13 protein-coding genes are annotated in these 20,743 nt (G+C 68.0%); 9 read left to right on the top strand and 4 right to left on the bottom strand.

Features of this window, described 5'->3' with window-relative positions; translation table 11 throughout:
* Window positions 1–23: 23 nt before the first annotated feature.
* From LCI23_RS00455 to LCI23_RS00440, 4 genes are all read right to left on the bottom strand, one after another.
* Window positions 24–2,867 carry a pitrilysin family protein gene (locus LCI23_RS00455; RefSeq protein ID WP_224942376.1) on the bottom strand — a complete coding sequence of 948 codons (2,844 nt, stop codon included), beginning with the start codon at window positions 2,865–2,867 and terminating at the stop codon, window positions 24–26.
* A gap of 106 nt (window positions 2,868–2,973) precedes the next feature.
* The gene (locus LCI23_RS00450) at window positions 2,974–3,468 is read right to left on the bottom strand and encodes a hypothetical protein (RefSeq protein ID WP_224942374.1); all 495 of its coding nucleotides are present in this window, start codon (window positions 3,466–3,468) and stop codon (window positions 2,974–2,976) included.
* A 58-nt stretch (window positions 3,469–3,526) separates the two neighbouring features.
* Window positions 3,527–4,513: an alpha/beta fold hydrolase gene (locus tag LCI23_RS00445; protein WP_224942372.1), complete on the bottom strand. Its 987-nt coding sequence runs from the start codon at window positions 4,511–4,513 to the stop codon at window positions 3,527–3,529.
* A 100-nt stretch (window positions 4,514–4,613) separates the two neighbouring features.
* Window positions 4,614–4,853 (bottom strand): DUF3820 family protein, encoded by a 240-nt coding sequence (locus LCI23_RS00440; RefSeq protein ID WP_224942370.1) that lies wholly within the window; start codon window positions 4,851–4,853, stop codon window positions 4,614–4,616.
* A gap of 77 nt (window positions 4,854–4,930) precedes the next feature.
* Between LCI23_RS00440 and LCI23_RS00435 the strand changes: the two genes are divergently transcribed.
* The 9 genes from LCI23_RS00435 (at window position 4,931) to LCI23_RS00395 (ending at window position 20,668) form a co-directional block, all read left to right on the top strand.
* The gene (locus LCI23_RS00435; protein WP_224942368.1) at window positions 4,931–5,350 is read left to right on the top strand and encodes a DUF1810 domain-containing protein; all 420 of its coding nucleotides are present in this window, start codon (window positions 4,931–4,933) and stop codon (window positions 5,348–5,350) included.
* A gap of 182 nt (window positions 5,351–5,532) precedes the next feature.
* Window positions 5,533–7,167, top strand: a complete 1,635-nt coding sequence (locus LCI23_RS00430; protein ID WP_224942366.1) for an NYN domain-containing protein — start codon at window positions 5,533–5,535, stop codon at window positions 7,165–7,167.
* Between the two features lie 163 nt (window positions 7,168–7,330).
* Window positions 7,331–7,723, top strand: coding sequence for a hypothetical protein (locus tag LCI23_RS00425; RefSeq protein ID WP_224942364.1), 393 nt, complete (start codon window positions 7,331–7,333; stop codon window positions 7,721–7,723).
* A 111-nt stretch (window positions 7,724–7,834) separates the two neighbouring features.
* On the top strand, window positions 7,835–9,304 hold the full coding sequence (locus LCI23_RS00420; RefSeq protein WP_224942362.1) for a sodium:solute symporter: 1,470 nt from the start codon (window positions 7,835–7,837) through the stop codon (window positions 9,302–9,304).
* 43 nt (window positions 9,305–9,347) lie between these two features.
* Window positions 9,348–11,204 (top strand): signal peptide peptidase SppA, encoded by a 1,857-nt coding sequence (gene sppA / locus LCI23_RS00415; RefSeq protein WP_224942360.1) that lies wholly within the window; start codon window positions 9,348–9,350, stop codon window positions 11,202–11,204.
* Window positions 11,205–11,455: 251 nt separating this feature from the next.
* On the top strand, window positions 11,456–12,796 hold the full coding sequence (locus LCI23_RS00410) for an efflux RND transporter periplasmic adaptor subunit (protein WP_224942351.1): 1,341 nt from the start codon (window positions 11,456–11,458) through the stop codon (window positions 12,794–12,796).
* A gap of 107 nt (window positions 12,797–12,903) precedes the next feature.
* The gene (locus LCI23_RS00405) at window positions 12,904–16,002 is read left to right on the top strand and encodes an efflux RND transporter permease subunit (RefSeq protein WP_224942349.1); all 3,099 of its coding nucleotides are present in this window, start codon (window positions 12,904–12,906) and stop codon (window positions 16,000–16,002) included.
* Entirely contained in the window at window positions 15,999–19,265 is a 3,267-nt protein-coding gene (locus LCI23_RS00400; RefSeq protein ID WP_224942347.1) for an efflux RND transporter permease subunit, read from the top strand. The genes LCI23_RS00405 and LCI23_RS00400 overlap by 4 nt, the downstream gene beginning before the upstream one ends.
* A gap of 5 nt (window positions 19,266–19,270) precedes the next feature.
* The gene (locus tag LCI23_RS00395; RefSeq protein WP_224942345.1) at window positions 19,271–20,668 is read left to right on the top strand and encodes an efflux transporter outer membrane subunit; all 1,398 of its coding nucleotides are present in this window, start codon (window positions 19,271–19,273) and stop codon (window positions 20,666–20,668) included.
* Window positions 20,669–20,743: the final 75 nt, after the last annotated feature.

Genomic DNA, 20,743 nt, shown 5'->3' with positions numbered 1-20,743 from the left:
GGGAGCGGCCCGGCGCCGGGAACTCAGCGCGGGATCACGACCGGCTCGTCGAAGCCCAGTTCCTTCAGGCGCGGCAGCTGGGTCCTGGCGTCGCCCACCACCAGCCACACCATCTTCGACGGATCCAGGTACTGCCGCGACAGGGCCTGGACCCGCGGTAGCGTCATCGACCCGACCACCGCCTCGCGCTCCTTGACGTAGTCGGGGCGCCAGCCGTACTTGCTGATGTTGTCGAGCATGCCCAGCTTGGCGCCGGCCGTCTCGAAGGCGCGCGCATTGCTCTTGACCAGGAAGTTCTTGGTCGTCTCCAGGTCGGCCGCAGAGTAGGTGGCCGGGTAGTCCCGCAGGATCTGCTTGACCAGCTGGGCCGACTCGAGCGTGACATTGCTGCGCACGCCGCTGGCGATGAGGAAGGGACCGGCGCTATTGCTGCCCGAGAAGCCCGAGTTGATGCCATAGGTGTAGCCCTTGCCCTCGCGCAGTTGCTGGGTCAGGCGCGAGGCGAAGCCGCCGCCGCCCAGAATGTAGTTGGCCACCGTGGCCGGATAGTAGTCCGCGTCGGTGGCGGCCAGCGCCCGGTAGCCAACCTGCAGCACCGATTGCTTCGCGTCCGGCACGTCGACGAAATACACCTTGGCCGGCGCCGGGGCCGGCGCGGCGGTGGCGGCCGGCAGCTTGACCGGATGCGCCTTCCATGCGCGGCCGAGTCCGGCCAGCGAACGGGTGACGGCAGCCTTCGGCAACGCGCCCACCACGTGCATGCGCGCCACCGATGGCGACAGGTTCGCCGCGTAGTAGCGCTGCAGGTCGGCGATGGTGATCGCGTTCACGCTCTCGGCCGTGCCCAGGATGTTGCGCGAACGGGGATCGTCCTTGCCATACACCAGCCTGGCGAAGCTGCGGCTGGCGATCGCATTCGGTTCCGCGTCCTGCTGGCGAATCTGGCTCAGCACGCTTTGCTTGACGAGGGCGAATTCCTTCTCGTCCCAGCGCGGCTGGAGCAGGATTTCCTGCACCAGGTCCAGGGTCGGCTGGAAGTTGCGGGCCAGCGTGGTCACGCTGACGCGCACATCCTCGGCGCGCGCGGACACGTTGATGCTGGCGCCGAGCTGCTGGATCGCTTCTTCCAGTTCCTGCGGGGTGCGCCTGGCGGTGCCCTGGGTCAGCATGCGCGCCATCAGGTTGGCCACGCCCACCTTGTCCGGCTGGTCGAGCAGCAGGCCGCCGTCGATCGCGATGTCGAACTGCACCAGCGGCACTTCGCGGTTCTCGATGCCGAGCACGCGCATGCCATTGGCCAGCCTGGTATCCCACACCTGCGGCACCTTCACCGCCGGCGTCTCGCCATACCCGGGTTCCGTGCTGCGGTCGAAGCTGGACGGGGTCTTCGCATAGCTGGCGTTGGCGCTCGGATCCACCGCCGCTTCCGCACCCTGCACCACCTTTTCCTCGACCACGTCGGCCTTGGCCGAGCCGGAGAGGGCCAGCGCCAGCCTGCCTTTCGGGACGAAGCTGGTGGCGACGTAGGGCTTGCCCTTGATGTAGGTGTCGTACACGCGGCGCACGTCGGCCGGCGTCACCGCCAGCGTTTTCCGGATGCCGTCGGCGACATAGCCCGGATTGCCGGTCAGGTAGTTGTACTCGGCCAGCAGGGCCGACTTGCCCAGTACGCTCGACACCGAGGCGTAGAAGCGGGTCTCGAGGCCGGCCTTGATGCGGTTCAGGTCGCGCTCGGAGATGCCTTCGTCCTCGAATTTGGCGAAGGCCTTGCCGACCGCGCCCATGACCTCGTCGAGCGGCTTGTTCTCGAAGGCGCGCACGCGCAGCATGAACTGCCCGGCGATCTCGCCAGTCTGGTTGCCGATCTGGACGCCCGGCGCCAGCTTGCTGTCTTCCACCACCACCTTGTAGAACGGCGCGCGCTTGGTCTGCGACAGGTATTCGGCCAGCACCTCGAGCGCGTACGAATCGGGATGCAGGTCTTCCACCGTCGGCCAGGCCATGGTCAGCTCGGGCAGCTTGGCGAAGTTGTCCTCGTGGGCCAGCTTCACGGTTTCCTTGACCACGCCGGCCCGCTTGGCGATCGGCGCGACCGGCGCGCCGCGCTTGATTTCGGAGAAATACTTTTCGACCCATTTGCGGGCCTGGACCGGGTCGAAGTCGCCGGCCAGCACCAGGGTCACGTTGTTCGGCACGTACCACAGGCGGAAGAATTCCTTGACGTCGTCCAGGGTCGCGTTCTGCAGGTCTTCCAGCGAGCCGATCACCTGCCAGTTATACGGGTGGTCGAGCGGGTACAGCGCCTTGTTGATCACGTAGCGGGTGTGGCCGTAGGGCGCATTGTCCACGCCCTGGCGCTTCTCGTTCTTGACGACCTGCTTTTCCTTGGCCAGGACGGCGTCGGTGACGGTATTGATGAACCAGCCCAGCTTGTCCGCCTCGGCCCAGATCATCTTCTCCAGCGCGTCCTTGGGCACGGTCTGCAGGTAGTTGGTACGGTCCGTCGAGGTCGAGCCGTTGGCGCCGGAGCCGCCGATGCGGGCGGTCATCTTGTCGAGGCCGCCCTTGCCCAGGTTTTCCGATTCCAGGAACAGCAGGTGTTCGAACAGGTGGGCAAAGCCCGTGCGTCCGGCCTTCTCGCGCGCCGAGCCCACGTGCGCGGTAAGGTTGACGGCAACCACCGGGTCGGAACGGTCGATGTGGAAGATCACGTCCAGCCCGTTGGGCAGCGTGAACTTCTGGTAGTCCACTTTCAGCTGGGCACCGGCCGCGGCGCTGGCGGCGGCGGGCTTGGCCGCATGCGCGGGCACGGAAGCGGCCGAGGCGAAGCAGGCGGCCAGCAGGAGGGGCAGGGGAGACATCTTCATGCAATCAGGTCCTTACGATGGAAACGGATAGCCGGCAGGTGGCCACGCGGTTCTGGATAGTATTGCAATTTCCTGATTGCTACAACGTGAATGGCCCGCGAACCCTTCAGTCGAGATGGACCGAGATCGTCATGCCGAGCAATTGGGTGCCCCTGGTCCTGGCCTGCATGTCCCAGCCGTCGCAGCCGGTCTGGAATGTCGGTGGCAAGGGGTGGTCCAGCCCAAGCTTGCGCTGCAGCGCCGGCGCCGTCAGGGACAGGCCCAGGTGCTGCGGGCCCAGCTCGGCCTGGCTGACGATGCGCTTGCCGTCCGCCAGCACCAGGTAGTCGATGCGGGCATCCTTTGCCTGGCGCCGGTAGAGGCGGGCGCCGCTGGCGGGATCGCGCCTGAGCAGCCGGTCCGCGGGCATGGACCGGGCCACCATGGCATCCAGGCGTGCCATTTCGCCCTCGAGGTAGGTGCAGGCGGCCGCGTAGCGCGCTTTCGACGCCGCCGAGGCCGGGTCTTCCTGGGCCGCCGCGCCGGCGCAGGGCAGGGTGAACAAGGTGAGCAGGGCAGCCAGGGTGCCGTAGCCAGGCGCGGCGCGCATCGATGCGTTCATGTGTCTCCTCCTTGCCGCATACGCTACAGCAAGCGCGGCGCGCAAGCGTCACGGATTGTCACGGCGCGAGCGCGCGCAGCGAGGCGGCAAAGCCGTCCAGCGCCTGGCCGACCTCGGCCGGCTGCTCGATCATCGAGAAATGCCGGCCCGGCACCAGCACCACCTGCTGGCGCGGGAAGCGGAAACTGCGGTAGTGCTCGGCGCCGCTCACATGGTCTTCCTTGCCGCTGATGACCAGCACCGGCATCGCCAGGCCGGCCGTGGCGGGCGCCATGTCGTGCGCGTAGCCGGCAATGGCGCCGCTGGCGAACAGGGTGGAGGCGAAGTCGCGGTTGGCCGCCAGGCCCCGCATGGCGGCGCCGACGCGGGACTCGGTGGCCGGGTCCGCATACATCAGCCGGCCCGTCAGCCTGGCCTGGCCCAGCAGGCCCATCACCATGCCGAAGCGCTGCGGCAGCGGCGCCGCCGGATCCAGCGGCGGGCGCGCATCGGCCGGCAGCAGGGCATGGCCGTGCGCGACCGTGCTTTCCATCGAGGCCGGCAGGTGCAGGATGCTGTTCATGAGCACCATGCCCGTCACCCGGTCGGGATGCCTGCGCGCGTAGGCGGTCGCGATGATGCCGCCAAAGGAATGTGGCATCAGTACCCATTTGTCGATCTTCAGGCTGGCGCGCAGTTCCTCCATGTCCTGTACCACGCGTTCGAGCGAATAATCCTTGCGCGGATCGCTGGCCGAACGGCCGCTGCCGCGCTGGTCGAGGTAGACCATGCGGAAGCGCTTCTCCAGCACATCGCCCGCCAGCCGCTGCACCACTTCGCTGCCCGAGCCGGGGCCGCCGTGGACGAACAGGCAGGGGATGCCCTGGCCGGCCACCGTATAGGCCAGGGCCACGCCGTCGCTGGTGGTCACCGTGGCGGCGCCCTGCGCAGCTGACGGTGCAGCGGCTGCCGGCGGGGCGGCCGGCTGGGCCAGGACGGGAGGGCAGGCGAGGCACAGCGCCAGCAAGCCCAGGGAAAGGTTCGCGCGAAAAACGATCATCGACATGGCATCCCGGCAGGTATTGGTGGTTTGCCATGATAGTTCCATATACATACAAAAATATACAAGAAGCTATCTTGCACAGCACCATTGTGGTGCGGCCGCACTAGCGGCCAGGCAAGGGGCGGGACTGGCAGGATGGGCGCAAGGGGTCCAGCAGGGCGCGCAGGTCATTGTGGTCGAGCTCGTACATCAGGGCCAGCAGCTGGCCCAGCTCGCCGCGCGGGAAGCCTTCGCGCGCGAACCAGCCGAGGTAGTGGCCGGGCAGGTCCGCGATCTTGCGGCCCTGGTATTTACCGAAGGGCATCTCGCGTTCGAGCAGCAGGGGCAGGTGGTCGGTGTTCATCGTTGCGGGCGCATGGCTTGCGCCTGTTCTGTCAGCAGCGCAAACCTTGTAGCATGGCGCCAGGGGAGGACGCAAGCATGGACGACCAATTCGACCTGGAGCGCTTCGTGCGGGCCCAGGAACCTATCTTTGCCGCGGTGCTGGAGGAGCTGCGGGCCGGCCGCAAGCGCACGCACTGGATGTGGTTCGTGTTCCCGCAGATCGCGGGGCTGGGCCGCAGCGACATGGCGCGCCGCTACGCGATCGGCTCGGCGGAGGAGGCCGCTGCCTATCTCGCCCATCCGGTACTGGGCAAGCGCCTGCGCGCGTGCGCTGACATCGTGGCCAGGCAGCAAGGCGTTAGCGCGCTGCGGATTTTCGGCGATCCGGACGAACGCAAGTTCCATTCGTCGATGACCCTGTTCGCCGCAGTGACCCCAGGCGACGCCGTGTTCCAGCAATGTATCGACCGCTACTTCGGCGGCAGGCCTGACGACGCCACGCTGGCGCGCCTCTGATCCGGAGCGGGCCGCCAGTACCTGGCGCGGTCGTTGTCCTGGCCGTAGCGGTCACGGCCACAGGCGTCGCCGGGGATTCCGCCTTGCGGCGGTCCGACCCGCGCGGCACATGGCGCCAGCACGTGGCGGGTTGCGTATAATCGCGCTCAGTCTGTCCCATCATTATCTGAAAGCAATCAATCATGGCTTCCTCCGACAACATCAGCATGGCGGTGTTCTGCGACTTCGAAAACGTCGCGCTGGGCGTGCGCGACGCCAACTACGAGAAATTCGACATCAAGCCGGTGCTGGAGCGCCTGCTGCTCAAGGGCAGCATCGTGGTCAAGAAAGCCTATTGCGACTGGGACCGCTACAAGGGCTTCAAGGCACCGATGCATGAGGCGAACTTCGAACTGATCGAAATCCCGCACGTGCGCCAGTCCGGCAAGAACTCGGCCGACATCCGCCTGGTGGTGGACGCGCTCGACCTGTGCTACACCAAGTCGCACGTCGACACCTTCGTCATCATCTCGGGCGATTCGGACTTCTCGCCGCTGGTATCGAAACTGCGCGAGAACGCCAAGCGCGTGATCGGCGTGGGCGTCAAGCAGTCCACCTCCGACCTGCTGGTGGCGAACTGCGACGAATTCATCTTCTACGACGACCTGGTGCGCGAGAAGAACCGCGCCGCCGCCAAGCGCAAGGAAGAACTCGATGCCCGCCGCGGCCAGCCGCAAGCGCGCCGCCCGAGCGACGACAAGCGCAAGGAAGAACTCGAAGCGCGCAAGGCGCAGGCGCTCGAGATGGTGGTCGAGACCTTCGATGCACTGGTGTCCGAGCGCGGCGACACCGGCAAGATCTGGGCGTCGCTGCTGAAGGACACGCTGAAGCGCCGCCGTCCGGACTTCTCCGAGACCTTCTACGGCTTCCGCACCTTCGGCAACCTGCTCGAAGAAGCCCAGGCGCGCGGCCTGTTCGATTTCGGCCGTGACGAAAAATCCGGCACCTATGTGTACCGCAGCGCCGGCGCATCGCTCGCCATGCCGGCGCCCGAGCTGGTGGTGGTGCCGCAAGCCAGCGCCGCCGAGGACGAGGAGGGCGCGGACGACAGCGCGGCGATGGAAGCGCGGCCGGAGCCGCGCCGCCGCGGCCGTGGCGGGCGCAACAAGGGCGCCGGACGCGGCGAGGCGGCAGTGACATCGTCGTTCGACGCGCCTCCCGAGGTGAGCATGGATACGACGCTTGACGCGGCCGATTCCGCGCCGGCCACGCTTGATGCGGACCTCGCCGTCCCGGCCGAAGACAAGCCGGACACGCGCCGCCGCGGTCGTGGCGGCCGCAACAAGAGCAGCTACCGCGGCGAGGTGACGCCGACGGCGCTGGAGACGGAAGCAGCCGGCACAGCCGACATTGAAGTGCTTGCGCCCGCGGCACCGCTGGCCGAAGAGGCGGCGCCACAAGCCGACGACGCGCCGGCGGACGGCGTGGCGGCAGACGGTGTGGCTGACGTCGCGCCGCCCGCCAAGGAGCGCCGCCGCGCGCCGCGCAAGCCGGCGGCAAGGAAGGCCGCGGCCGCGGACAGCGCTGCAGTCGCGGAGAGCGTGGCAACGCCGGTCGAGCCGGCGCCAGCCGAGCCGGAAGTCCGTGCGCCTGTACCGACCGGCAGCGATGCCGACGATGACTACGACGACGACACCAGCAACGATGTCGATGGCAACGTCGCCGAAGGCACGGTGGTGCGCAAGAAGCCTGCGGGCTCGGCCCGCAAGCCGGCAGCCCGCAGCACGGCGCCACGTGGGCGCCGCCCGGCCAAGCCGAAGGCGCCGTCGAAGGGCTGACAAGCCTGCAATACGCCAGGCAATTGCGGCGGCGACGCGTGCGACGTGCGCGCGCCGCTGCTGCAATAATGACACCGCCCGCAGGCGCGGGCCTGCCGTGGCGGCCGCCGTGGCTGGCGCGACGTGCGAAGGAGCTGCCATGCGTATGCTTGCCGGAATGTTGATGCTGTCAGCCCTCAACATCGCAGAGGCCGCGCCGCCGGCCGACCACCCCATCCTCGGCATCTGGAAACTGAACCTGCCCGAGCTCGGCTGTTCCGAAACCTACCGTTTCCGCGGCGACGGCACCACCCTGGTCACCAGCGCCGAGGAAATCTCGGAAAGCGAGTACCGGATCCCGGCCAGGCCCAGCGCCAAGGGCGTCTACCGGCTGGAAGACCGCGTGGTCAAGGACAATGGCAAGAAGGATTGCGCGGGCGCGGTCATGAAGCCCGGCGCCACGGCCACCAATTTCATCCGCTTCCACCCGTCGGGCAAGCTGTTCCTGATGTGCGCGGACGAGACCATGAATACCTGCATCGGCCCCTTCGAGCGGGTGCGCGGCGAAGAAGCCTAAGCCAGGCCGGCGCCATCACCCTGCGTTATGCGTGCCCGCCGTTTGCGGCGTTTCCGCTAGCCTGGCTTCGGTGTATATTGCTGGGCGAAACGACAACCGCACTGGAATCCCATGTCTCCGGCACTTCTCTTCGCCATCCTCATCGCCTATTTCGCACTCCTGCTCGGCGTGGCCTGGGCCACCTCCCGCAACGCCAACAACGACAGCTTCTTCATCGGTAACAAGAGCAGCAACTGGATGCTGGTCGCCTTCGGCATGGTCGGCACCACCCTGTCGGGCGTGACCTTCGTGAGCGTGCCGGGCGCGGTCGGCGCCGACGGCTTCGGCTATGCCCAGATCGTGATCGGCTACGTGATCGGCTACATCGCCGTGGCCTACGTGCTGCTGCCGCTGTATTACCGCCTGCAGCTGACCTCGATCTACCACTACCTCGACGTGCGCCTCGGCCGGCGCGCCTACCAGAGCGGGGCGGGCTTCTTCATTATTTCGCGCCTGCTCGGCGCCACCGCGCGGCTGTACCTGGTGGTGAACATCCTGCAGGCGATCATCCTCGACAGCCTCGGCATCCCGTTCTGGCTCAGCACCCTTGTCGTGCTGGCCATGATCCTGCTGTATACCTACAAGGGCGGCGTCAAGACCATCGTCTGGACCGACACCCTGCAGACCAGCGCCATGCTGTTCGGCCTGTTCGCGTGCGTCTGGATCCTGCTGGGCGAACTGAACATGTCGGTGCCGGAAAGCCTGAACCAGATGCAGTCGCAAGGCCTGGCCAGGATCTTCACGCACGATCCGGACAGCCCCAATTTCTGGCTCAAGCAGATCATCGCCGGTGCCCTGATCACGATCACGATGACCGGCATGGACCAGGAAATGATGCAGAAGACGATCTCGGTCAAGACGCTGAAGGATTCGCAGAAGAACATGCTGACCCTGACCGCGGTGCTGGTCGTGGTGCTGCTCTCCTTCCTGTTCCTGGGCGGCCTGCTGTACCTGTACGCGCCAATCGCGGGCGTCACGGCGAGCGGCGACAAGATCTTCCCGGCCGTGGTGATGGGTCACCTGCCGGCGGCGCTGCAGGTCGTGTTCCTGATCGCGCTGATCTCGGCCCTGTTCCCCAGCGCCGACGGCGCGATCACGGCGCTGACCTCGTCGACCTGCATCGACCTGCTGGGCATCAAGCGCCGCAGCGACCTGACCGAAGCGGCCAAGGAGCGCCTGCGCCGCCGCGTGCACCTGGGCTTCGCCGGCCTGTTCCTGTTCATGGTGCTGGGCTTCAAGGCGGCCGACAACCCGAGCATGATCGTGGTGATCCTCAAGCTGGCGGCCTACACCTATGGTCCGCTGCTCGGCCTGTTCGCCTTCGGCATGCTGACCCGCCGCGGCGTGACCGACCGCCTGGTGCCGTACATTACGATCGGCGCGCCGATTCTTTGCGCACTCCTTGAGTACAATCAGGAACACCTGTTCGGTTCCTACCGTCTTGGGCTGGAATTGCTCATGGTAAATGGCATACTCGTCTATGCCGGCCTGTTCGCAATCTCGCACAAGGAAAAGGCGGGCAGCGCCGCAGTCGCGGCCTGAGCCGCCCTGGAAGGCGCTGACACTACTGATCAACGGAGTTCCGATGGCATTCAAACCCCTGGGCGCGCTGCGGCGCGGCTTCGCCATGTTATGGCGCGCGGTCGACGTTTCGCGCCGCACCTTCATGAACCTGCTGTTCCTGCTGTTCGTGATCTTCGTTGTGGCGGTCATGAGTTCGGGCGGCGTCACGCCGATCGGCGCCAGGACCGCCCTGGTGCTGGACCTGAAGGGTGACCTGGTCGAGCAGTACCAGTCGAGCTTCGAGGATGCGCTGCTGGACTCGGTGGCCGGCGACAGCAAGCGCAGCGTGCGGCTGCGCGACCTGCTTACCGTGCTCGACGCCGCCGCGAAAGACAAGAGCATCGGCAGCGTGGTGCTGCTGCTCGACCAGTTCAACGGCGGCGGCCTGGCCCAGCTGCGCGAAGTCGGCGCGGCGATCGACCGGGTCAAGGCGGCCGGCAAGAAGGTGGTGGCCTGGGGCGGCAGCTACGACCAGAAGCGCTACCTGCTCGCCTCGCATGCCAATGAAGTCTATGTGCACCCGATGGGGATGGTGCTGATCGAGGGTTTCGGCGCGCGCCGCAACTACTACCGCGATGCCCTCGACAAGCTGGGCGTGACGGTCAACCTGATCAAGGTCGGCACCTACAAGAGCTTCGCCGAACCCTATATCGCCAACGGCCCGTCCGAGGCAGCGACCGAGGCCGACAGCTACCTGTACAACGCCCTGTGGCAGGACTACACGGCGCAGGTCGAAAAGAACCGCAAGCTGCGCGCCGGCCAACTGGCCGAATGGATCGATACCCTGCCGCTGCAGATGGAGAGCCTGGGCGGCAGCGCCGCGCGCGTGGCCCAGCAGGGGCGCCTGGTCGATGGCGTCAAGACCATCGACCAGCTGCGCGCGCTGATGGTCAAGCGCGGCGCCTATGACGACCGGATCAAGTCCTTCCGCCAGATCGGCTTCCACGACTACCTGGAGCGCCACCAGCCGCGCGTGTTCGGCGATGCGGTCGGCGTGATCGTCGCGGCCGGCAATATCACCGAGGGCAGCAGCGGTCCGGACACGGTGGGCGGCGTCACCACCGCCAAGCTGATCCGCCAGGCACGCGAGGACGACGAGATCAAGGCCGTGGTGCTGCGGGTCGACTCTCCCGGCGGCAGCGCCTATGGCTCGGAACTCATCCGCCGCGAACTGGAGCTGACGCGCGCCGCCGGCAAGCCGGTGGTCGTGTCGATGGGCAGCGTGGCGGCTTCGGGCGGCTACTGGATCTCGATGGCGGCTGACGAGGTCATCGCCGACCCGGCCACCATCACCGGTTCGATCGGTGTGTTCACCATCCTGCCGACCGCGGAAAAGATCGGCGACAAGCTGGGCATCCACACGGCCGGCGTCACCACCACCTGGCTGGCCGACGCCTATAACCCGCTGCGCCCACTCGACCCGCGCTTCGCGCGCCTGATCCAGAGCAGCATCGACCACGTGTATGGCGAGTTCACCAGCAAGGCCGCGCAGGCGCGCAAGACCACGGTGGCCAGGATCGACGCCGTCGGGCAGGGCCGGGTCTGGACCGGCGCCCAGGCAAAGGAGCGTGGCCTGGTCGACCGCCTCGGCGGCTACGGCGATGCGCTGGCCTCGGCCGCCAGGCGCGCGAAGCTGGGCGGCGACTACCGGGTCGCCTACGTCGAGCGTCCGGTCGGCCGCCTCGAGCGCTTCCTGAACATGATGGGTGCGTCGACCGCCCAGGCCGTCAACATCCAGGTCAGGCTGGGCCTGATGGACGCGGCGCTGCCGGCCGGCCCGGTCGCCCAGGTGGCGCAGGACATGGCCTGGCTAAAGGACGTGGCCGACGGCCGCAAGCCCTTCGCGGCCGTGACCCACTGCCTGTGCGCCACGCCATGAGGCATTTGTAGCAGGTTTGTAACTGCTTGCAACATCGGCAAAACGGGTACGGAAGCGATTCCGTACCCGTTTTGCGTTGGCGCGCGGGGGATTGCCGATAAAACGCGGCCCAGGCCTGACCCGGTCATGTAACAGCATGCTGCAGGATGGGCCCAGTAATGTACGTTACGAAACATATTGGCCGGGTCCGCCGTGCTACTCTTTTTGCCACTTATCTGCACATCATCCTGGCCAAAAGAACAAGGTAGAGCATGGATCCGAACGCCCCTCCCAAGTCCGCCCTCACGAGCCCGCCGCCAGCGCCACCCGCGCGCCGCAAACGCCTGCTCGGTACCGCCATCGCCGTGCTGGCCATGATCGGCCTGGCCCTGCTGGCCTGGCGCCTGACGCACCAGCCGGCCGGCGGCGGCGCCGGCGGCCCGCCGGGCGCGCCCGGTGCCCGCGCCGGAGGCGGACCGGGTGGCGGCGGAGGCGGCGGAGGCGGCGGTGGACGGGGCGGGCGCGGCGCACCGGCCACCACGGTCGGCGTTGCCACCGCCGAACAGGTTGATATCCCGATCCAGCTCGACGCGCTCGGCACCGTGGTGCCGGCCGCCACGGCCACCGTGCGTCCGCAGGTCTCGGGCGTGGTCCAGAAGATCCTGTTCAGCGAAGGGCAGGCGGTCAAGGCCGGCCAGGTGCTGGCCACGATCGATGCGCGTCCGTTCGAGATGGCGCTGCTGCAGGCGCGTGGTCAGCGCCAGCGCGACGAGGCCCAGCTCGAGAACGCCCGCCTGCTGCTGTCGCGCTACCGCACGCTGCTGGAGCAGGAATCGATCGCGCGCCAGGAAGTCGATACCCAGGCGGCCCTGGTCAAGCAACTCGAAGGCACGGTCATGACCGACCGCGCGGCCGAGGGCGTGGCGCGGCTGAACGTCGGCTACACCCAGGTCAAGGCGCCCATTTCCGGACGGGTGGGCCTGCGCACCGTCGACATCGGCAACCTGGTGAACACCGGCGACGCGAACGGCGTGGCGGTGATCACCCAGCTGGCGCCGATCGACGTCGAATTCACCGTGCCCCAGGACCAGGTGCCGGCCCTGCAGGGACGCATCGCCCAGGGCGCGAAGCTGCCGGCGACGGCCCTCGACCGTACCCGCAGCGAGGCCCTGGCCAGCGGCAGTTTCATCGCCCTCGACAACCAGGTCGACGTGCAGACCGGGACCGTGCGCGCCAAGGCGCGCTTCGCGAACGCCGACAACAAGCTGTTCCCCAGCCAGTTCGTCAACCTGCGCCTGCAAATGGACACGGTCGAAGACGCCGTGGTGGTGCCGGTGACTGCGCTGCGCCACGGCGCCAACGGCGACTTCGTGTACGTACTGAACCCGCAGGACAAGACGGTGTCGCAGCGCGCGGTGACGCGCGGGCAGGCGACGGTGGACAAGGTGCAGATCAAGACCGGGCTGAAGGTGGGCGAGCAGGTGATCACGGAAGGTGCGGACCGCCTGCGCGATGGCGCCAGGGTGACGCTGCCGGGCGAGCGCCCGCAAGGTGCGCGCGCAGGTGGACAGCAGGGCGAGGGGCGTCGTCAACGCCAGGGAGCGCAGCAATGATTCACCTGCGTTGTCCGCTACGGTCATCGCCGAATCGTAGGGTGGGCGGGTCTCCCGCCCACGCGTCCAGGCCACGCTTGCACTGACGCGGCCCGAGCGAGAATCCAATGAGCCCCTCCGCCCCCTTCATCAAGCGCCCGGTCGCAACGGCCCTCCTGATGCTGGCCATCGTGCTGTCCGGTCTGGTCGGCTACCGCTTCCTGCCGCTGTCGGCGCTGCCGCAGGTGGACTTCCCGACCATCCAGGTGCAGACCCTGTACCCGGGCGCCAGTCCGGAAGTCATGGCGCGCACCGTCACCGCGCCCCTCGAGCGCCAGTTTGGCCAGATGTCTGGCCTGACGCGCATGAGCTCCACCAGCGCCTCCGGAGTCTCGGTCATCACGCTGCAGTTCGGCCTGGGCCAGACCCTTGACGTGGCCGAGCAGGAAGTGCAGGCCGCGATCAATGCCGGCGGCTCGCTGCTGCCGACCGACCTGCCGGCACCGCCGGTCTATGCCAAGGTCAATCCCGCCGACGCGCCGGTGCTGACCCTGGCCATCACCTCCGATACGCTGCCGCTCACCGAAGTCCAGAACCTGGTCAATACCCGCCTGGCCCTGAAGATCAGCCAGGTCTCGGGTGTGGGGCTGGTGACGCTATCCGGCGGCCAGCGGCCGGCGGTGCGGATCCAGGCCGATACCGAGGCTTTGGCTTCCTATGGCCTGGGCCTGGACAGCTTGCGCTCCGCCATCACGGCGGCCAATGCGAACAGCGCCAAGGGCAATTTCGACGGCCCGACACGTTCCTATGCCATCAATGCCAACGACCAGCTGCTGGCGGTCGAGGACTACCAGGACCTGATCGTCAGTTACCGCAATGGCGCCCCGGTGCGCTTGAAAGATGTGGCGCGCGTGGTCGACAGCGCCGAGAACGTGCGCATCGGCGCCTGGGCCAACATGAAGCCGGCCATCATCCTGAACGTGCAGCGCCAGCCGGGCGCCAACGTGATCGCCACCGTGGACGGCATCAAGGAGCGCCTGCCGGAGCTGCAGGCCGGCTTACCTAGCTCGGTGCGCATGGACGTGCTGAGCGACCGCACCGCCGGTATCCGCGCCTCGGTCAAGCACGTGCAGATCGAGCTGTTGCTGGCCGTGGTACTGGTGGTGCTGGTGATCTTCGCCTTCCTGCACAGCCTGCGCGCCACCGTGATCGCCAGCCTGGCCGTGCCGATTTCGCTGGTCGGCACCTTCGGCATCATGTACCTGATGGGCTACAGCCTGAACAACCTGTCGCTGATGGCGCTGACGATCGCCACCGGTTTCGTGGTGGACGACGCCATCGTCATGATCGAGAACATCGCGCGCTACATCGAGGAAGGCGAAACGACGATGGCCGCCAGCCTCAAGGGCGCGACCCAGATCGGTTTCACCATCATCTCGCTGACCGTGTCCCTGATCGCGGTCCTGATTCCGCTGCTGTTCATGGGCGACGTGGTCGGCCGCCTGTTCCGCGAATTCGCAGTGACCCTCGCCGTGACCATCCTGATCTCGATGGTGGTGTCGCTGACCCTGGTGCCGATGATGTCGGCGCGCTGGCTCAAGCGCCATGAAGACGAGCGCCCCAGCCGCTTCGCGCGAACATCCCAGGACTTCTTCGAGCGCGTGATCCGGAAATACGACGTGGCGCTGGGCTGGGTGCTGGCGCGCCAGGGCCTGACCCTGCTGGTGGCGCTGGCGACCCTGGTGCTGACCGCGCTGCTGTGGGTGGTGATCCCGAAAGGCCTGTTCCCGACCCAGGACACCGGCCAGTTGCAGGCACGCCTGCAGGCGCGCCAGTCGATCTCGTATGCCGAGATGGCCAGGCTGCAGCAGGCGGCCGCCGCCGAAGTGCTGAAGGACCCCGCGGTCGCCTCGCTCAGCTCCTACGTGGGCGTGGACGCGGCCAACAACACCATGCTCAACAACGGCACCATGCTGATCAACCTGAAGGATGATGAGCGCGGCGACCAGGAAGCGATCATGAACCGGCTGCGCAGCAGGGTGGCCAGCGTGGCCGGCGTCAGCATGTTCCTGCAGCCGACCCAGGACCTGACCATCGACGCCGAGAGCGGCCCGACCCAGTACCGCCTGTCGATCGAGGGGGCCGACAGCGCCACCGTGAACGAATGGGCGAGGAAACTGGTAGCCCGGTTGGCGAACACGAAGGAGGTGCGCAACGCCACCACCGACGCCGGCGCGCGCGGCAGCGCCGCCTACATCGACATCGACCGCGATACTGCTTCGCGCCTTGGCATTACGGCGGCCTCGATCGACGACGCCCTCTATAGCGCCTTCGGGCAGCGCATCGTCTCGACCATCTTCACCGAGACCAACCAGTACCGCGTGATCCTCGAGGCCCGGCAGGATGAAGCGATGTCCCTGGCGGCGTTGTCCCGGCTACAGTTGCGTACGGCTTCCGGCCAGCCGACCCCGCTGTCCGCGGTGGCCACCATCCGCGAAGCCGAAGCGCCGCTGCAGGTCACCCACGTGGCCCAGTACCCGGCCGCCACCGTCGGCTTCGACACCGCACCGGGCGTCTCGCTCGGCACCGCGGTGGACGCGATCCGCGCAGCCGCCGAAGAGATCAGGATGCCGAACGCGGTAAGCATGACCTTCCTCGGCGCCTCCGGCGCCTACCAGGCCTCGCTGTCGAACCAGCTGTGGCTGATCCTGGCGGCCGTGGTCTGCGTCTACATCGTGCTGGGCGTGCTGTACGAGAGCTATGTGCATCCGCTCACCATCCTGTCCACGCTGCCTTCGGCCGGCGTGGGCGCGCTGCTGGCCCTGTGGGTGACCGGGCAGGGGCTGGGCGTGATCGGCATCATCGGCATCATCCTCCTGATCGGCATCGTCAAGAAGAACGCGATCATGATGATCGACTTCGCGATCGAGGCCGAGCGCGACCAAGGCAAGTCGCCGCTCGACGCGATCCGCCAGGCCGCGCTGCTGCGCTTCCGCCCGATCATCATGACCACGCTGGCCGCGCTGTTCGCCGCCGTGCCGCTGATGCTGGGCACGGGCGAGGGCGCCGAGCTGCGCCGCCCGCTGGGCCTGGCGATCTTCGGCGGCCTGATCGTGAGCCAGCTCCTGACCCTGTTTACCACGCCGGTGATCTACCTCGCGTTTGATCGCCTGGCGCAGCGCCGGACGGGTAAAGCGCCGAACAAGCCGGAGAGGGTCGGCGCATGAACCTGTCGCGCCCCTTCGTCGAGCGCCCGATCGCGACCGTCCTGCTGACGATCGGCCTGGCGCTGGCCGGCATCGCGGCCTTCTTCGTGCTGCCGGTGTCGCCATTGCCGCAGGTGGATTACCCGACCATCTCGGTGTCGGCCTCGCTGCCAGGCGCGAGCCCGGAAACCATGGCATCGAGCGTGGCCACGCCGCTGGAGCGCAGGCTGGGCGTGATCGCGGGCGTGAACGAAATGACCTCGAACAGCGGCAACGGCTCGACCCGGGTCAGCCTGCAGTTCGACCTGAACCGCAAGATCGACTCGGCCGCGCGCGAAGTGCAGGCCGCGATCAATGCCTCGCGCGCCGACCTGCCGGCCACCCTGCGCAGCAACCCGACCTACCGCAAGGCCAATCCGTCCGACGCGCCGGTGATCATCCTGGCGCTCACCTCCAGGACGCGCTCGCCCGGCCAGATCTATGAATCGGTGTCGAACCTGGTGCAGCAGCGCCTGGCCCAGGTGAAAGGCGTGGGCGAAGTGGAAATCGGCGGCGGCTCGCTGCCGGCGGTGCGCGTCGAGCTGCTGCCCTACGCGCTCAACAAGGTCGGCCTGTCGAGCGAGGACGTGCGCGCCGCGATCCAGTCCACCAACGCCAACCGTCCCAAGGGGGCGATCGAAGGCGCGGGCAACCGCTTCCAGATCTATTCACAGCCGGCCGGGGCCGCGAACAGCGGACGCCCGCTGGCGGCCGACTACCGCGACCTGGTCGTGGCCTGGCGCGACGGCGCGGCGATCCGCCTGCGCGACGTGGCCGAGGTCATCGACGGGGTCGAGAACGTCAACACGCTCGGCCTGTTCAACGGCGAGCCGGCGGTCATCGTCCTGGTGACGCGCCAGCCGGACGCCAACGTCATCGAGACTGTGGACGGCGTGCGCGCGCTGCTGCCGACGCTGCAGGCCCAGTTGCCTGGCGACGTCACCCTGCAGGTGGCCTCGGACCGCACCAATTCGATCCGCTCCTCGCTGCATGAGATCGAATTCACCCTGGTGCTGTCGATCCTGCTGGTGGTACTGGTGGTCAGCGTGTTCCTGCGCAGCGTGCGCGCCACCATCATCCCGGCGGTGGCCACCATCGTGTCGTTGCTGGGCACCTTCGGCGTCATGTACCTGCTGGGCTTCAGCCTGAACAACCTGTCGCTGATGGCGCTGACGGTGGCGACCGGCTTCGTGGTCGACGACGCCATCGTGGTGCTGGAAAACACGGCGCGCCACATCGAAGCGGGCATGGACCGCATGAAGGCGGCCCTGCTGGGTGCGCGCGAGGTCGGCTTCACGGTACTGTCGATCTCGCTGTCGCTGGTGGCGGTGTTCATTCCGCTGCTGTTCATGGGCGGGCAGGTGGGGCGCCTGTTCCGCGAGTTCGCGGTCACCCTGTCGGCGGCGGTGATGATCTCGCTGGTGATCTCGCTGACCACCACGCCCATGATGTGCGCCTGGCTGCTGCGCAAGGAAGACAAGGAGAAGAAACCCGGCGTGCTCGCGCGCTGGTCGGAGCGGGGCTTCGGCAAGGTGCTGCGCGGCTACGAGCACGCGCTCGACTGGGCGCTCGCCAGCAAGCTGCTGGTGATGCTGATCCTCGGCTTCGTGGTGGCGCTGAACGTTTACCTGTTCAGCGCCGCGCCCAAGGGTTTCTTTCCGCAACAGGACACGGGCCAGCTCAATGGCGGCATCCGCGCCGACCAGAGCATCTCGTTCCAGGCCATGCAGGACAAGCTGCGCCAGCTGGTGAACATCATCAAGCGCGACCCGGCGGTGGACACGGTGGTCGCCTTTACCGGCGGCGGGCGCGCCGGCGGCGGCTTCATGTTCATCAACCTCAAGCCGGTCGCCGAGCGCGCCAAGGGCGACACCGGCCAGGCCGTGATCGCGCGCCTGCGCCCCCGGATGGCGCGCGTGACCGGCGTGTCGATCTTCCTGAACCCGGTGCAGGACCTGCGCATGGGCGGCCGTTCCAGCAATTCGACCTACCAGTACACCCTGAAGAGCGACAATGCGGCCGACCTGAAGCAGTGGGCCACGCGCCTGGCCGAGTCGATGAAGCGCCAGCCGGCCCTGGTCGACGTCGACACCGACCAGGCCGAGAACGGGGTCGAGACTTTCGTCACCATCGACAAGGACACCGCGGCGCGCCTCGGCGTCGGCACGCGCGACGTCAACAATGCGCTGTACAACAACTTCGGCCAGCGCCAGGTGGCCAATATCTACGATGAGCTGAACCAGTACCGGGTGATCATGGGCGTGGCCCAGCGCTACGCCCAGTCGCCGGAAGCCCTGCGCGACGTGTATGTGCCGGCACGTGGAGGTGGCGGCGGCGCTGCAGGGGCACAGGCTTCCGGCGGCGCATCCGGTGCGTCGTCCGCTTCGTCCAACCTGACCGCCGCGCGCGACCCGGCCAGCGGTGCGGCCCTGTCATCCAGCGCCACCACCATGGTGCCGCTGATGGCCCTGGCCAGCTTCGCCGAGAGCTCCACCCCGACCTCGGTCAACCACCAGGACGGCGAGCTGGCGACCACGGTGTCGTTCAACCTGGCCGACGGCTACAACCTGGAAGACGGCCAGAACGCCGTCAAGCAGGCCGAAGCCGACATCGCGATGCCGTCGAACGTACGCGGCAGCTTCGAGGGCACGGCGCGCGCCGCCCAGGAATCGTCCGACGAGCAGCCCATGCTGATCCTGGCCGCCATCGTGGTCATCTACATCGTGCTCGGCATCCTGTACGAGAGCCTGGTGCATCCGGTGACGGTGCTGTCCACGCTGCCCTCGGCCGGGGTGGGCGCCGTGCTGGCGCTGCTGATGTTCGACATGGAGTTCTCGATCATCGCCCTGATCGGGGTCTTCCTCCTGATCGGCATCGTCAAGAAGAACGCGATCCTGATCATCGACTTCGCGCTGGAGGCCGAGCGCGCGCGCGGCATGTCTGCGACCGCCGCGGTGCGCGAAGCCTGCCTGCTGCGCTTCCGCCCGATCCTGATGACCACCCTGGCCGCCGCCCTGGGCGCGCTGCCGCTGGCGATCGGCTTTGGGGAAGGCTCCGAGCTGCGCCGCCCGCTCGGCATCGCCATCATCGGCGGCCTGGTCGCCAGCCAGCTCCTGACCCTGCTCACCACGCCGGTGGTCTACGTCCTGCTCGACAAGCTGCGCACAAAAAAGCCCAACGAGCACGAACTGACCCGCCATGCCGAGGGTGGCGATGCCGCCTATCCGAATACCGTACAGCCATGATACCCATGCGAATCCACGCCATCATCCGCCTGACCATCCTCGCTCTGGCCGCCAGCCTGGCAGCCGGCTGCGCCGTCGGCCCCGCCTACCAGGTCCCCGGCACGCCGGAGCCGGCGGCCTTCAAGGAGGCCGAGGGCTGGGTGCCGGCCGCGCCCGCCGACGCGCTCGAGCGCGGCCCCTGGTGGCAGCTGTTCGGCGATCCGGTGCTGGACGGGTTGGCGGCGAGCGTGGACGTCTCGAACCAGAACGTGGCGCTGGCGGTGGCCAACTATGCTCAGGCGCGGGCCCTGGTCCAGCAGCAGCGCGCCGCGCTGTTCCCGAGCGTGAACCTGAACCTGGGCGCCGACCGTTCCGGCGTGCGCGGGCAGGGCGCCGATAGCTCCTACCGCCTGAACCTGGGCGGCAGCTGGGAACCCGACGTATGGGGGCGCCTGCGCGCCGGCGTCACCAGCGCCCAGGCGGGCCTTGATGCCAGCGCCGCGGACCTGGCCAGCGCGCGCCTGTCGGCCCAGGGCGAGCTGGCCGCCAACTACTTCGCCCTGCGCGCGCTCGATGCCCAGAGCGCGCTCTTGGGGCGCACCATCGCCGGCTACGAGCGCGAGCTGCGCATTACCGAGAACCGCTTCAATGTTGGCATCGTCGCCCGCACCGACGTGCTGCAGGCCCAGACCCAGCTGGCCAGCGCGCGCAACGACGCCCTTGGCCTTGCCCGCCAGCGCGCCCAGTTCGAGCATGCGATCGCGATCCTGGTAGGACGGGCGCCTGCCGGGTTCGCGCTGGCCGCGCTGCCCGACTGGCGCGCCTCGGTACCGGCGGTGCCGGTCGGCGTGCCCTCGCTGCTGCTGCAGCGCCGTCCCGACATCGCCGCCGCCGAGCGCGACGTGGCGGCCGCCAACGCGGAGATCGGCATCGCGCGCTCGGCCTACTTCCCGAACATCGGCCTGTCGGCCTCGCTGGGTACGGGCGGCAGCCGGGTGGGCGACCTGTTCTCGGCCTCGAACGCGGCCTGGTCCTTCGGCCTGTCGGCCGCCCAGGCCATCTTCAATGCCGGCGCCACCCGGGCCAGCGTGGCGGGTGCCGAGGCGCGCCACCAGGCCGCGGTGGCGCGCTACCGCCAGACGGTGCTGAACGCCTTCGGCCAGGTCGAGGACGGGTTGACCGCGGTGCGCGTGCTGGAACAGCAGCAGGCGCTGCGCCAGGTGGCCTCCGAGGCGGCCGACAAGGTCGAGCAGCAGATCATGAACCGCTACCGCGCGGGGCAGGTGAGCTACTCCGAAGTGGTGCAGGCCCAGGCCACGGCACTGAATGCGCGGCGCTCGCTGGTACAGGCGCAGGCCGACCGCCAGGCGGCGGCGGTGGCGCTGATCCAGGCACTGGGCGGTGGCTGGCGCGCGGGGCAATAAGGGCGGCAACCAGAGGAGGCGGGCGTGGCGGCGCGCCCGTCAATACGCCAAAAAACGACCCGCCACAGATACAAG

The sequence above is a fragment of the Massilia sp. MS-15 genome, assembly GCF_020176695.1.
Taxonomy (GTDB): domain Bacteria; phylum Pseudomonadota; class Gammaproteobacteria; order Burkholderiales; family Burkholderiaceae_D; genus Telluria; species Telluria hydrophila.
This window is presented reverse-complemented; position numbering and strand designations above follow the sequence as displayed.

Bases quoted from the DNA above. Each gene is read 5' to 3' on its own strand.
- LCI23_RS00455 (WP_224942376.1), bottom strand. From the start codon at position 2,867: ATGAAGATGTCTCCCCTGCCCCTCCTGCTGGCCGCCTGCTTCGCCTCG.
- LCI23_RS00450 (WP_224942374.1), bottom strand. From the start codon at position 3,468: ATGAACGCATCGATGCGCGCCGCGCCTGGCTACGGCACCCTGGCTGCC.
- LCI23_RS00445 (WP_224942372.1), bottom strand. From the start codon at position 4,513: ATGTCGATGATCGTTTTTCGCGCGAACCTTTCCCTGGGCTTGCTGGCG.
- LCI23_RS00440 (WP_224942370.1), bottom strand. From the start codon at position 4,853: ATGAACACCGACCACCTGCCCCTGCTGCTCGAACGCGAGATGCCCTTC.
- LCI23_RS00435 (WP_224942368.1), top strand. From the start codon at position 4,931: ATGGACGACCAATTCGACCTGGAGCGCTTCGTGCGGGCCCAGGAACCT.
- LCI23_RS00430 (WP_224942366.1), top strand. From the start codon at position 5,533: ATGGCTTCCTCCGACAACATCAGCATGGCGGTGTTCTGCGACTTCGAA.
- LCI23_RS00425 (WP_224942364.1), top strand. From the start codon at position 7,331: ATGCTGTCAGCCCTCAACATCGCAGAGGCCGCGCCGCCGGCCGACCAC.
- LCI23_RS00420 (WP_224942362.1), top strand. From the start codon at position 7,835: ATGTCTCCGGCACTTCTCTTCGCCATCCTCATCGCCTATTTCGCACTC.
- sppA (WP_224942360.1), top strand. From the start codon at position 9,348: ATGGCATTCAAACCCCTGGGCGCGCTGCGGCGCGGCTTCGCCATGTTA.
- LCI23_RS00410 (WP_224942351.1), top strand. From the start codon at position 11,456: ATGGATCCGAACGCCCCTCCCAAGTCCGCCCTCACGAGCCCGCCGCCA.
- LCI23_RS00405 (WP_224942349.1), top strand. From the start codon at position 12,904: ATGAGCCCCTCCGCCCCCTTCATCAAGCGCCCGGTCGCAACGGCCCTC.
- LCI23_RS00400 (WP_224942347.1), top strand. From the start codon at position 15,999: ATGAACCTGTCGCGCCCCTTCGTCGAGCGCCCGATCGCGACCGTCCTG.
- LCI23_RS00395 (WP_224942345.1), top strand. From the start codon at position 19,271: ATGCGAATCCACGCCATCATCCGCCTGACCATCCTCGCTCTGGCCGCC.